Origin of the sequence: Flagellimonas olearia (genome assembly GCF_004150225.1) — a bacterium.
Lineage (GTDB): Bacteria > Bacteroidota > Bacteroidia > Flavobacteriales > Flavobacteriaceae > Flagellimonas > Flagellimonas olearia.
In genome coordinates, this window is record NZ_ML142915.1 from 77,157 (window position 1) to 91,375 (window position 14,219).

General features: G+C 44.1%; 7 protein-coding genes and 1 pseudogene. 6 read left to right on the forward strand and 2 right to left on the reverse strand.

Annotated features, from left to right (window positions below):
* The first annotated feature begins 20 nt into the window (after window positions 1-20).
* From rplJ to DN53_RS17060, 5 genes are all read left to right on the forward strand, one after another.
* The gene (gene rplJ, locus DN53_RS17040; protein WP_129656125.1) at window positions 21-539 is read left to right on the forward strand and encodes a 50S ribosomal protein L10; all 519 of its coding nucleotides are present in this window, start codon (window positions 21-23) and stop codon (window positions 537-539) included.
* Between the two features lie 55 nt (window positions 540-594).
* Complete coding sequence (rplL, locus tag DN53_RS17045; protein ID WP_129656126.1) at window positions 595-975, forward strand: 50S ribosomal protein L7/L12; 381 nt, start codon at window positions 595-597, stop codon at window positions 973-975.
* Window positions 976-1,103: 128 nt separating this feature from the next.
* Window positions 1,104-4,913 (forward strand): DNA-directed RNA polymerase subunit beta, encoded by a 3,810-nt coding sequence (rpoB, locus tag DN53_RS17050; RefSeq protein ID WP_116217535.1) that lies wholly within the window; start codon window positions 1,104-1,106, stop codon window positions 4,911-4,913.
* 39 nt (window positions 4,914-4,952) lie between these two features.
* Entirely contained in the window at window positions 4,953-9,251 is a 4,299-nt protein-coding gene (gene rpoC / locus DN53_RS17055) for a DNA-directed RNA polymerase subunit beta' (protein ID WP_129656127.1), read from the forward strand.
* Window positions 9,252-9,313: 62 nt separating this feature from the next.
* Window positions 9,314-9,625: a DUF3467 domain-containing protein gene (locus DN53_RS17060; protein ID WP_129656128.1), complete on the forward strand. Its 312-nt coding sequence runs from the start codon at window positions 9,314-9,316 to the stop codon at window positions 9,623-9,625.
* Window positions 9,626-9,669: 44 nt separating this feature from the next.
* Here DN53_RS17060 and DN53_RS17065 read toward each other — a convergent pair whose 3' ends face one another.
* Both DN53_RS17065 and DN53_RS17070 read right to left on the reverse strand, forming a co-directional pair.
* The gene (locus DN53_RS17065; protein ID WP_129656129.1) at window positions 9,670-10,101 is read right to left on the reverse strand and encodes a hypothetical protein; all 432 of its coding nucleotides are present in this window, start codon (window positions 10,099-10,101) and stop codon (window positions 9,670-9,672) included.
* 111 nt (window positions 10,102-10,212) lie between these two features.
* Window positions 10,213-11,802, reverse strand: a complete 1,590-nt coding sequence (locus tag DN53_RS17070) for a peptide chain release factor 3 (protein WP_129656130.1) — start codon at window positions 11,800-11,802, stop codon at window positions 10,213-10,215.
* Between the two features lie 397 nt (window positions 11,803-12,199).
* On the opposite strand from DN53_RS17070, the pseudogene DN53_RS17075 reads away from it, so the two are divergent.
* Window positions 12,200-14,219, forward strand: a pseudogene (locus tag DN53_RS17075) (hypothetical protein); the annotation flags it as partial.

Consider the following 14,219-nt stretch of genomic DNA (forward strand, 5'->3'; position numbering starts at 1 on the left):
GGTAGTTCAATATTTTAACTATGACAAGAGAAGAAAAAGCAACAGTAATAGAAGATTTGACTGCACAGTTAGCTGAAAACGCCAATATTTATTTGGCCGATATTTCAGGATTGGATGCCGTTGCCACTTCTAACCTTAGAAGGGCATGTTTTAAGGCCAATATTAAACTTGCAGTGGTTAAGAACACCTTGCTTGCAAAAGCAATGGAAGCTTCTGATAAGGAATTCGGTGAACTTCCCGAAGTGTTGAAAGGCAATACATCAATGATGTTGTCCGAAACCGGAAATGCACCTGCGAAACTTATCAAGGACTTTAGAAAAAAATCAGATAGACCTTTATTGAAAGGGGCCTTTATTGCGGAGGCTATCTATATCGGTGACGAAAACCTGGAGGCGCTTGTAAACATCAAGTCCAAGGAAGAAGTCATCGGGGATATCATCGGATTGTTGCAATCACCAGCCAAGAATGTTATTTCTGGACTTAAATCTGGTGGTGGTAAATTGGCCGGTATCCTTAAGACATTATCTGAGAAAGAATAATTCGCGCACAATAAACTAAGTATATTTTTAAAAATTTTTATTAAACGATAGAAAAATGGCAGATTTAAAAGATTTTGCAGAACAGTTGGTAAACCTTACAGTAAAAGAGGTAAATGAGTTGGCCGACATATTGAAAGAAGAATACGGTATTGAGCCTGCTGCTGCTGCAGTAGCTGTAGCTGCTGGTGGTGGTGCTGGTGCTGGTGAAGATGCTGCTGAGGAAAAAACTGAATTCGATGTAATCCTTAAAGCCGCTGGTGGTTCTAAATTGGCAGTTGTTAAATTGGTGAAAGAATTGACAGGTCTTGGTCTTAAAGAGGCTAAAGACATCGTTGACAGTGCACCTAAAGCTGTTAAGGAAGGAATTTCCAAAGATGAAGCAGAAGGAATCAAAAATTCATTGGAAGAAGCTGGAGCAGAAGTTGAGCTTAAATAACAGCGTATACCATAAAGGTTTGGTTAAGGTCTTTCCATTTTTTGGTTAGACCTTAGCCTATTTTAATAAGGAGTGTATAAAGCCGTACACAGACCCCTATAGTATTCACGATCAAAATTTGTCCATAGATGTTCACAAACACTATTGAAAGAGTTAATTTCGCATCCGCTAAGAACATACCGGATTACCCGGATTTCTTGGACATTCAGATAAAATCGTTTCAGGATTTCTTCCAATTAGAAACTAAATCTGACGAAAGAGGGAACGAAGGTCTCTACAACACCTTCATGGAGAATTTTCCAATCACCGATACCAGAAACCAGTTTGTACTGGAATTTTTGGATTACTTCATAGATCCACCCAGATATTCCATCCAAGAATGTATTGAGCGTGGACTTACCTATAGCGTTCCTCTTAAGGCACGTCTAAAGCTGTACTGTACCGATCCAGAGCATGAGGACTTTGAGACCATTGTACAGGATGTGTACTTGGGTACCATCCCTTACATGACTCCAAGTGGAACCTTTGTGATCAATGGTGCGGAACGTGTTGTTGTTTCCCAGTTGCATAGATCTCCAGGGGTTTTCTTTGGACAGTCTTTCCACGCAAACGGAACAAAATTGTATTCGGCCAGGGTAATCCCATTCAAGGGATCTTGGATTGAATTTGCTACCGACATCAATGCGGTGATGTACGCCTACATTGATCGGAAGAAAAAATTGCCGGTAACCACTCTTTTCCGTGCCATTGGCTTTGAAAGGGATAAGGATATCTTGGAAATCTTTGACCTATCGGAAGAAGTTAAGGTGTCAAAAGCCGGACTTAAAAAAGTATTGGGCCGTAAATTGGCCGCAAGGGTATTGAACACATGGCATGAGGATTTCGTGGACGAGGATACCGGTGAAGTGGTTTCCATTGAACGTAACGAGATTGTTTTGGATCGTGATACCGTTTTGGAAAAGGAGCATATCGATGAAATCATTGATGCCGATGTGAAGACCATCCTACTTCACAAGGAAAACAATGCGCAGTCGGATTACGCCATTATCCACAACACCTTGCAAAAAGATCCTACCAACTCTGAAAAAGAAGCGGTAGAACACATCTATAGACAATTGCGTAATGCTGAGCCGCCAGATGAAGAGACCGCTCGTGGTATTATCGACAAATTGTTCTTCTCCGACCAACGTTACTCTTTGGGTGAGGTAGGTCGTTACAGAATGAACAAGAAATTGGGCTTGGACATTGGTATGGACAAAGAGGTCCTTACCAAGGAAGATATCATTACCATCATCAAGTATTTGATCGAGTTGATCAACTCCAAAGCCGAGATTGATGATATCGATCACTTGTCCAATCGTCGTGTACGTACCGTTGGTGAGCAGTTGTCCCAGCAGTTTGGAGTAGGTTTGGCACGTATGGCACGTACCATCCGTGAGCGTATGAACGTTCGTGACAACGAGGTGTTTACCCCAATCGATTTGATCAATGCCAAGACCTTGTCTTCCGTGATCAACTCGTTCTTCGGGACCAACCAGTTGTCCCAGTTCATGGACCAGACCAACCCGTTGGCTGAAATTACACACAAAAGAAGATTGTCCGCATTGGGACCAGGTGGTCTTTCCCGTGAAAGAGCCGGTTTCGAAGTTCGTGACGTTCACTATACCCACTACGGTAGATTGTGTCCCATTGAAACCCCTGAAGGACCGAACATTGGTTTGATCTCCTCACTTTCCGTATTTGCGAAAGTGAACAGCATGGGCTTCTTGGAGACCCCGTATCGTAAAGTTGCCGATGGAAAAGTAGACGTGAAAGATCATATCTACTTGAGTGCAGAGGAAGAAGAAGGAATGAAAATTGCCCAGGCAAACATTCCTTTGAAAGATGATGGCACTATTGACAGGGATAAGGTAATTGCCCGTGAAGAAGGGGATTTCCCAGTGGTAGATCCTGCTGAGATCCAATACACGGACGTTGCCCCCAACCAGATTGCATCCATCTCTGCTTCCTTGATTCCGTTCTTGGAGCACGATGATGCGAACCGTGCGTTGATGGGCTCCAACATGATGCGCCAGGCCGTACCATTGTTGCGTCCTGATTCACCTATCGTGGGTACAGGTCTTGAAAGACAAGTAGCTACCGACTCCAGGGTATTGATCAATGCCGAAGGCAATGGAACCGTGGAGTATGTGGATGCCCAAAAAGTCACTATCAAGTACGATAGAACCGATGAAGAGCGCTTGGTAAGCTTCGAAGAAGACTCCAAGACCTACGAATTGGTGAAATTTAGAAAGACCAACCAAGGGACCAGCATCAACTTGAAGCCGATTGTGAAGAAAGGTGACAAGGTGAAAAAAGGTCAAGTACTTTGTGAAGGATATGCTACCGAAAAAGGTGAATTGGCCTTGGGTAGAAACATGAAAGTAGCCTTCATGCCTTGGAAAGGATATAACTTTGAGGATGCGATCGTAATCTCTGAAAAAGTGGTTCGTGAGGATATCTTTACCTCCATCCACATTGATGAGTACGCTCTTGAGGTTAGGGATACCAAATTGGGTGCAGAGGAATTGACCAACGATATTCCAAACGTATCCGAGGAAGCTACCAAGGACTTGGACGAGTACGGTATGATCCGTATCGGTGCCGAGGTAAAACCTGGTGACATCCTTATTGGTAAGATTACTCCAAAAGGAGAATCAGACCCAACTCCGGAGGAAAAACTATTGCGTGCCATCTTTGGTGACAAGGCCGGTGACGTAAAAGATGCTTCCTTGAAAGCTTCACCATCTTTGAGAGGTGTGGTTATCGATAAGAAATTGTTCTCTCGTTCCATCAAGGACAAGCGCAAGCGTTCCGAGGACAAAGAAGCCATCTCAAGATTGGAGATGGATTACGAGGTGAAATTCCAACAACTGAAAGATGTATTGATCGAGAAATTATTTGGCTTGATCAATGGTAAAACATCACAAGGTGTTATCAACGATTTGGGTGAAGAAGTACTTCCAAAAGGAAAGAAATACACCATTAAAATGTTGAACGCTGTTGATGATTTTGCCCACTTGGTTGGAGGTAGCTGGACAACAGACGAGGATACCAATGCCTTGGTGGCCGATTTGTTGCACAACTACAAAATCAAATTGAACGACATTCAAGGTAACCTAAGAAGGGACAAGTTTACCATCTCCGTTGGGGATGAGCTTCCTGCAGGTATCATGAAGTTGGCCAAGGTCTACATCGCCAAAAAACGTAAGTTGAAGGTAGGTGATAAAATGGCGGGTCGTCACGGTAACAAAGGTATTGTTGCCCGTATCGTTCGTCAGGAAGACATGCCATTCTTGGAAGATGGATCTCCAGTGGACATTGTATTGAACCCATTGGGTGTACCTTCAAGGATGAACATTGGTCAGATTTATGAAACCGTATTGGGTTGGGCCGGATTGAAATTGGGCAAAAAGTTTGCTACGCCAATTTTTGATGGAGCTACCTTGGATGAGATCAATGCCTTTACTGATGAGGCCGGTGTACCACGTTTTGGACATACACACCTTTATGACGGTGGAACAGGTCAGCGTTTTGACCAGGCTGCTACCGTTGGGGTGATCTATATGTTGAAATTGGGTCACATGGTGGACGACAAGATGCACGCACGTTCCATTGGACCATACTCGTTGATCACACAACAACCATTGGGTGGTAAGGCCCAGTTTGGTGGTCAGCGTTTTGGAGAGATGGAGGTATGGGCATTGGAAGCCTACGGTGCTTCGTCTACCCTAAGGGAAATCTTGACCGTTAAGTCGGATGACGTTATCGGAAGGGCCAAGACCTATGAATCCATTGTGAAAGGCGAGACCATGCCAGAACCTGGATTGCCAGAATCTTTCAACGTATTGATGCACGAACTTAAAGGTTTGGGCTTGGATATCCGTTTGGAAGAGTAGAACACTATATTACATTAATTATATCATCACCATATTGTTATGGCTAGAATAAAAGACAATAACGCACCAAAAAGGTTCAATAAGATTTCCATAGGATTGGCCTCTCCAGAGTCCATTTTGGCCGAGTCCCGTGGCGAGGTATTGAAGCCTGAAACCATTAACTATAGAACGCACAAGCCCGAGCGTGATGGATTGTTCTGCGAGCGTATCTTTGGTCCTGTAAAGGATTATGAGTGTGCCTGTGGAAAGTATAAGCGTATCCGTTACCGTGGAATCGTTTGTGATCGTTGTGGTGTTGAAGTAACCGAGAAAAAAGTACGTAGGGACCGTGTAGGACACATCAACCTAGTGGTTCCCGTAGCACACATCTGGTACTTCCGTTCATTGCCAAATAAAATCGGATACCTTTTGGGATTGCCTTCCAAAAAGTTGGACATGATCATATACTACGAAAGGTATGTGGTTATCCAGCCTGGGGTGGCAAAAGGTCCGGAAGGAGAGGAAATCCACAAAATGGATTTCTTGACCGAAGAGGAATATTTGAACATCTTGGAGTCCATTCCTACTGAGAACCAGTACTTGGAAGATACGGACCCCAATAAGTTCATCGCCAAAATGGGTGCCGAATGTTTGATCGACCTATTGTCCAGAATCGATTTGGAGCAATTGTCCTACGAACTTCGTCACAAGGCAAACACCGAAACATCAAAACAACGTAAGACCGAGGCCTTGAAACGTCTTCAAGTAGTTGAGGCCTTGCGTGAATCACAGGACAACAGGGAAAATAACCCTGAGTGGATGATTATGAAGGTCATTCCCGTGATTCCACCAGAATTGCGCCCATTGGTGCCATTGGATGGTGGTCGTTTTGCCACTTCGGATTTGAACGATCTATACCGTAGGGTGATCATCCGTAACAACCGTCTAAAGCGATTGATGGAGATCAAAGCCCCCGAGGTAATCTTGCGAAACGAGAAACGTATGCTTCAAGAAGCGGTGGATTCCCTTTTCGACAACACAAGAAAAGCCTCTGCGGTAAAAACAGAATCAAACAGACCATTGAAATCCCTTTCAGATTCGTTGAAAGGTAAGCAAGGTCGTTTCCGTCAAAACCTTTTGGGTAAACGTGTGGATTACTCCGCTCGTTCCGTAATTGTTGTTGGACCGGAATTGAAATTGTACGAATGTGGTCTACCAAAAGATATGGCAGCCGAGCTGTACAAGCCTTTCGTTATCCGTAAGTTGATAGAAAGAGGTATTGTAAAGACGGTAAAGTCTGCCAAGAAGATCATAGACAAGAAAGAGCCTGTGGTTTGGGATATTCTGGAAAATGTCCTTAAAGGACATCCAGTCCTATTGAACCGGGCCCCCACATTGCACCGATTGGGTATCCAAGCGTTCCAGCCAAAACTTATTGAAGGTAAGGCGATTCGTTTGCACCCCTTGGCGTGTACCGCATTCAACGCGGATTTCGATGGGGATCAGATGGCGGTTCACTTGCCATTGGGGCCAGAGGCCATTTTGGAGGCCCAATTGTTGATGTTGGCTTCCCAAAATATCTTGAACCCTGCGAATGGTTCGCCAATCACGGTACCATCACAGGATATGGTTTTGGGATTGTACTATATGACCAAAGAAAAGAAGTCCACTCCGGAGGAACCTGTTTTGGGTGAAGGATTGACCTTCTATTCCGCTGAAGAAGTGGAAATTGCCTTTAATGAGAAGAAAGTAGCGTTGAACGCTGGCATTAAGGTAAGGACCAAAGATTTTAATGAAGCGGGAGAATTGGTCAACCAAATCATTAAAACCACTGTAGGTCGTGTATTGTTCAACTCAGAAGTGCCAGAACAAGCAGGATTCATCAACCAAGTATTGAACAAGAAGGCCCTAAGGAACATTATTGGGGATATTCTTGCCGTGACCGATGTACCTACAACGGCCGAATTCTTGGATAAGATCAAGTCCATGGGATATGATTTCGCTTTCAAGGGAGGTTTGTCCTTCAGTTTGGGAGATATCATCATCCCTGCCGAAAAGCAAGACATGATCAACGAAGCCAACGAGCAGGTTGATGGTATTATGATGAACTATAACATGGGTCTTATCACCAACAATGAGCGATATAACCAGGTTATTGATGTTTGGACTTCCACCAACGCCATGTTGACCGAATTGGCCATGAAGCGAATTCGTGAAGACAAGCAAGGATTCAACTCGGTGTATATGATGTTGGATTCCGGTGCGAGGGGTTCCAAAGAGCAGATTCGTCAGTTGACCGGTATGCGTGGATTGATGGCCAAGCCTAAAAAATCTACTGCTGGTGGTGGAGAGATTATCGAAAACCCGATTCTTTCCAACTTTAAGGAAGGTCTATCCATTTTGGAATACTTTATCTCTACCCACGGTGCGCGTAAAGGTCTTGCGGATACCGCTTTGAAAACTGCGGATGCGGGATACTTGACCCGTCGTTTGGTGGATGTTTCACAAGATGTGATCATCAATATAGAAGATTGTGGTACACTTCGTGGAATTGAAGTGGAAGCATTGAAGAAGAATGAGGAAATCGTGGAAACCCTTGGAGAGCGAATCTTAGGTAGGGTATCTCTTCACGATGTATACAATCCATTGACAGAGGAATTGGTTCTTAAAGCAGGCCAAGATATCACCGAGGCCGATGTGAAGAGGGTGGAAGCTGCTCCGATTGAAAAAGTCGAAGTAAGGTCACCATTGACCTGTGAGGCTCCTCAAGGAATCTGTGCCAAATGTTACGGAAGAAACCTAGCGACCAATAAAATGGTTCAGCGTGGTGAAGCTGTTGGTGTTGTTGCCGCTCAATCCATTGGGGAACCAGGTACACAGTTGACGCTACGTACCTTCCACGTGGGTGGTATTGCAGGAAACATTTCCGAGGATAACAAGTTGGAAGCCAAGTTTGATGGTGTAGCGGAAATTGAAGACTTGAGGGTTGTTGAAGGTGAAAATGCCGAAGGAAACAAAACCAATATTGTAATTTCCAGAACATCGGAGATCAAGATCATTGATGCCAAGACGGGAATTACCTTGAGTACCAATAACATTCCTTACGGTTCCCAATTGTTCGTGAAGAACGGGGGCAAGATCAGTAAAGGAGAATTGATTTGCCAGTGGGATCCATACAACGGTGTAATTGTATCTGAATTCACCGGGCAGATTGCCTATGAGAATATTGAACAAGGGGTTACTTACCAAGTGGAAATTGACGAACAGACCGGTTTCCAAGAAAAGGTAATCTCTGAATCAAGGAACAAGAAATTGATTCCTACCTTGTTGATCAAGGATGGAAAAGGAGAAACCCTTCGTTCGTACAACCTACCGGTTGGTTCCCATATTATGGTGGATGATGGTGAGAAGATCAAGGAAGGTAAGATCTTGGTGAAAATCCCACGTAAATCTGCCAAGGCAGGGGATATCACAGGAGGTCTTCCAAGGGTAACCGAGTTGTTCGAAGCACGTAACCCATCCAACCCTGCCGTTGTATCTGAGATTGATGGTGTGGTTTCTTTTGGTAAGATCAAGAGAGGTAACCGCGAGATCATTATCGAATCCAAAACAGGTGAGATTAAGAAGTATTTGGTTAAACTTTCCAACCAGATCTTGGTTCAGGAAAATGACTATGTACGTGCAGGTATGCCATTGTCCGATGGGTCTATTACCCCAGAGGATATCTTGGCCATCAAAGGACCATCAGCCGTTCAGCAATACTTGGTGAACGAAGTTCAGGAAGTATATCGCTTACAAGGTGTAAAAATCAACGATAAGCACTTTGAGGTTGTGGTACGACAAATGATGCGTAAGGTACAGATCCAGGATTCCGGGGATACTACGTTCTTGGAGAACCAATTGGTACACAAAGATGACTTCATCAACGAAAATGATGAAATCTTTGGTAAGAAAGTGGTCGAGGATGCCGGGGATTCCGAAAGATTGAAACCCGGTCAAATCGTAACGGCACGTCAGCTAAGGGATGAGAACTCTATTCTAAGAAGAGAGGACAAGACCTTGGTTACGGCAAGAGATGCCGTTGCAGCCACAGCTACGCCAATTCTTCAAGGAATTACAAGAGCGTCGTTGCAGACCAAGTCCTTTATCTCTGCCGCATCGTTCCAGGAGACTACCAAAGTGTTGAACGAAGCCGCTGTAAGTGGTAAAGTGGATTCTTTGGAAGGATTGAAGGAAAATGTGATTGTAGGTCATAAGATTCCGGCCGGTACCGGTATGAGGGATTACGATAGTATTATCGTAGGCTCCAAGGAGGAATATGATGAAATCATGGCCCGAAAAGAGGAATTTAAATTCTAAATACAAACAAACCCTGACCCTAGCGTCAGGGTTTTCTTTTTCCATTTTTGAAAGATAATCGCATGGCTGAAAAAGAACAGAAGCAAAAACAGATCAATATAGAGTTGGATGAGAAAACCGCTGAAGGTATTTATTCCAACTTGGCCATAATCAATCACTCTGTATCAGAGTTCGTGGTGGATTTTATTAGTATGATGCCGGGAGCACCCAAGGCAAAGGTGAAGAGCAGAATAGTGTTGACGCCCCAACACGCCAAAAAGTTCTTGAAGGCGTTGAACGACAATGTAGCCCGTTTTGAACAGGCACATGGCCCTATAAAAGACTATGAGCAACCCCCAATTCCTTTGAATTTTGGACCCACGGGAGAAGCTTAAAAAAAGCCCTGATCTAAAAATCAGGGCTTTTTTTATGGGCTATACTATCTCAACCATCCTTTTTGGATTCCAATTTTGGAAAAGAAGATGAGATAGGTGCCAATGATTACCACGATGATGGGCATGGTGTAGGTGGAAGGTCCAAAGGCCTCCACGGCGTTCGAGACAAAAAGCCAATGAATAAACTGTGCCACTGCCGTAACCAAGGAAATAATGAAAAGAGGCTTTGCCCATTTCTTTCGGAGCAAAAGTCCAATAGATCCAATGGTTCCGGAAAAAACGGCGAGGGCAAAGGCTGCTGTGGCCCAGGCAGGGATACCTTCAAAAACCTCGCGTTGGGCTTGGTTGATACTTTCTAAAATGGCTTGTTGGTTAAAAGCTTGGTTCAAGTAGTTGAAGACACCCGATAGATTCCATAAAAGGGCGATACCGCTCACTACCCAGAACCAGATAGGTGGTTTTACTGTAGTTGTCATAATGGTTTTTTTATTGGATTGCGTTATGCAATGTACTAAAAATTAACACATTATGAGTTTAGGTGTTGATTTTTCACCAAGGTTGCCAGTTCAGTGGTTGGACACTTGGTCTTATTCAAATTCCGAGGTGAAGTGTAGTTTCACCGTAGGATATTTTTGTTGGGTCATTTGGAGTGAAAAAGGGGAGTCGGCCAAGAAGACCAATTGACCGCGTTTATCCGTGGCCAAGAACTTTTGTTTTACCCTTTTGAATTCTTCAAACTCTGTATTGTTTTTGTCCTCGGGCTCTACCCAACAGGCTTTATGCACGGGGAAATTTTCATAGGTACATTTCGCACCGTACTCATGCTCCAATCGGTATTGGATAACCTCATATTGAAGTGCACCTACTGTTCCAATAATCTTTCTGCCATTCATTTCCAAGGTGAACAACTGGGCCACTCCTTCGTCCATAAGCTGGTCAATGCCCTTGTACAGCTGCTTGGCCTTCATAGGGTCTGCATTGTTGATGTACCTGAAATGTTCTGGGGAAAAACTGGGGATGCCCTTATAATGTAGCTTTTCTCCACTGGTCAAGGTGTCCCCGATCTTAAAATTCCCGGTATCGTGAAGACCAACAATATCCCCGGGATAGGAAATATCAACAATCTCTTTTTTCTCGGCAAAAAAGGCATTGGGGCTGGAAAATTTCAATTTTTTATCGTGACGCACATGCAAATAGGGCGTGTTGCGTTCAAATGTTCCCGATACCACTTTAATAAATGCCAATCGGTCTCGGTGTTTGGGGTCCATATTGGCATGAATTTTAAACACAAATCCAGAAAAATCCTTTTCATTGGCTTTTACTAGGCGTTCTTCCGCCATTTTGGCCCTTGGTGGTGGGGCAATATCCACAAAACAGTCCAAAAGTTCCCGAACTCCAAAGTTATTCAGGGCAGAACCGAAAAAGACGGGCTGAAGCTCTCCTTTTAGGTAGGCCTCCTTGTCAAAATCCGGATATACACCATGAACAAGCTCCAAATTGTCACGAAGATTCTCGGCAGAATCGGTCCCTATGATTTTTTCCAGTTCAGGGCTGTCAAGGTCATCAAAAGCAATGGTTTCTTCAATGTTCTTTTTGCTGTTTCCGCTAAAAAGATTGATGTTTTTCTCATAAATATTGTAGATGCCCTTAAAATCATAGCCCATCCCAATTGGAAAACTCAAGGGGGTAACGGACAATCCCAACTTTTGTTCAACTTCATCCAGTAGGTCAAAAGCATCTTTTCCCTCACGATCCAATTTGTTGATGAACACGATCATGGGAATGTTGCGCATACGGCAGACCTCAACTAATTTTTCGGTCTGTTCCTCGACCCCCTTGGCAACATCTATGACCACGATCACGCTATCAACAGCGGTCAAAGTTCTAAAAGTATCCTCCGCAAAATCCTTATGTCCGGGAGTGTCCAAAATGTTGATTTTCTTTCCATTGTATAAAAAGGCCAAAACCGAAGTAGCTACGGAAATACCTCTTTGACGCTCAATTTCCATAAAGTCACTGGTGGCGGATTTTTTGATTTTATTGCTTTTAACCGCTCCAGCCTCTTGAATGGCACCACCGAACAGAAGCAATTTTTCAGTCAAGGTGGTTTTACCCGCATCGGGGTGGGAGATAATACCAAATGTTCTACGGCGTGCTATTTCCTTTTCAAAGTCCATCAACAAAATTTTGCGCAAAAATAGGGTAATTATAGCTTATGGCATGCATTTTAAGGGAGATAGGCATTGTTGATATTTTGGGAAAAAAAGGAGGTGCTGGACATGCCTCGATAGAAAAAAGTAAAGTAATTTTCGCCCCGCTTTGGTTTTGCTAAGGTTTCAGTATGAATTTATATGGAAACGGGCAGTTGCAGTGCAAGTGGTAAATAATGATGAGGAATAAGCCTTTTGTCGAGAAAAATAGGCGGTGAGCGTGAAATGCATTATTTATGTGACCAAATTGTGTTTGTGCGTGTCGGAAAGACCGAAACCAAATAGTAAAATAAGAAAGCCCCAATTTTCTTACACTTACGAGAACTACGAGCCATGGTGATCAGTTGACCAAAACTTATCATTTATGGAGAACATTACGTTTTTAAAACTTTGGAATACTATAGTTCGCTATTTTACGGCCACAGTTTTTTTCTTGGTTGTTGGGCTAGTTTCCTCCTTTGGGATGACCCCTAACCACATATCTGCCTCTGGAAATACGGACACGATTTCCAATACCCATATAGCCCTACCCTCATCTTGGAATGGACTGGAATGGTTAAATCCGTTTTATGAAATATCCGTGGACCCGGATTGCGATGGGGATGGAGTAACTTGTAAACAGGAAGAACAGGATGGTACGGACCCCAATGACCCCTGTGATTTTGTTTTGGAACATCAAGATTGTACACCCTCAACGGCATGGAAGAATTCAGATTGTGATGGAGATGGCGTGACCAACCAAAAAGAAAAGGAAGACGGCACCGACCCATTAGATCCCTGCGACCTTATATTGGAGCACCAAAACTGCTCCGCTTCCAATGAATGGAAAAATATGGATTGTGACGGTGATGGGGTGACCAATGAAAAAGAGAAAGAAGATGGTACGGATCCCTTTGACCCCTGTGATCTTATATTGGAGCATCAAAACTGCTCTCCTTCCAATGAATGGAAGAACATGGACTGTGATGGGGATGGGGTGACCAATGAAAAAGAGAAAGAGGATGGTACAGATCCCTTTGATCCCTGTGATCTTATATTGGAGCACCAAAACTGTTCTCCTTCCAATGAATGGAAGAACATGGACTGTGACGGGGATGGAGTGACCAATGAAAAAGAGAAAGAGGATGGTACAAATCCCTTTGATCCTTGTGATTTTATTCCGGAACATCAAAATTGTACTCCGTCGGAAGAATGGAAGAACATGGACTGTGATGGCGATGGCGTGACTAATGGAGATGAGAAAGAAGATGGCACCAACCCCTTGGATCCATGTGATTATAACCCAGACCATGTCACCTTGCCACAAAGTGGGGATTATTTGACCGCTGACTGTGACGGTGATGGAGTGACCAATGAAGATGAAGAGGAAGACGGAACGGACCCGAACGATGCCTGTGATTTTGTGTTGGATAGCCAGACCGTGGATCCAAGCTCTACATGGAATGCTTCTGATTGCGATGGTGATGGCGTGACCAACGAGGATGAGAAAGAAGATGGTACCGACCCCTTGGACCCTTGTGATTATAACCCTGATCATATCACCTTGCCACAAAGTGGGGATTATTTGACCGCTGACTGTGACGGTGATGGAGTGACGAACGAAGATGAAGAGGAAGACGGAACGGACCCTAACGATGCATGTGATTTTGTATTGGATAGCCAGACCGTGGACCCAAGCTCTACATGGAATGCTTCTGATTGTGATGGAGATGGCGTGACCAACGAGGATGAGAAAGAAGATGGTACAGACCCATTGGACCCTTGTGATTATAATCCAGAAAGCATCACCTTGGAGCCATCTGCAGAATGGAAAGAACTGGATTGCGATGGGGATGGAAACCCGAACGATAAGGATCCCAATCCTTTGGAAGCTACGGCCGTTGATGATTCTGGATCAACCCCTGCGTTGACGGAGGTGGCCATAAATATTTTGGAGAACGATGATTATCTCCCTAACAATGATGACAACAATTTAGGTGTTACCAATTTGTCAAGAATTGGAGGAACTGCTGCCGGGGTTGTTTCTTTTGACGCCGACACTGGGATTATGACCTATGCCCCTACAGAGTTGGAATCCAATTCTACGGTTACAGTGGTGTATCAAGTATGTAATGTATTGCCGGACCCAAATGTCTGTGCTTCGGCTACGGTTACCATTGAAGTGGGTGCCAACACCATTGATGCCGTAGATGATTCTTATACCGGAAACGGGGACATCGCGGACAGTGATGTATTGTCCAACGATACCTTGAACGGAGAGTCGGTTACCTTGTCAGAGGTTACTTTGACCTCGACCCCAACGGATGAGCTTACCATCAACACTGATGGCAGCGTGAGCGTGAACCCTGGTACGGCCGAGGGAATTTATACCATCACCTATACCA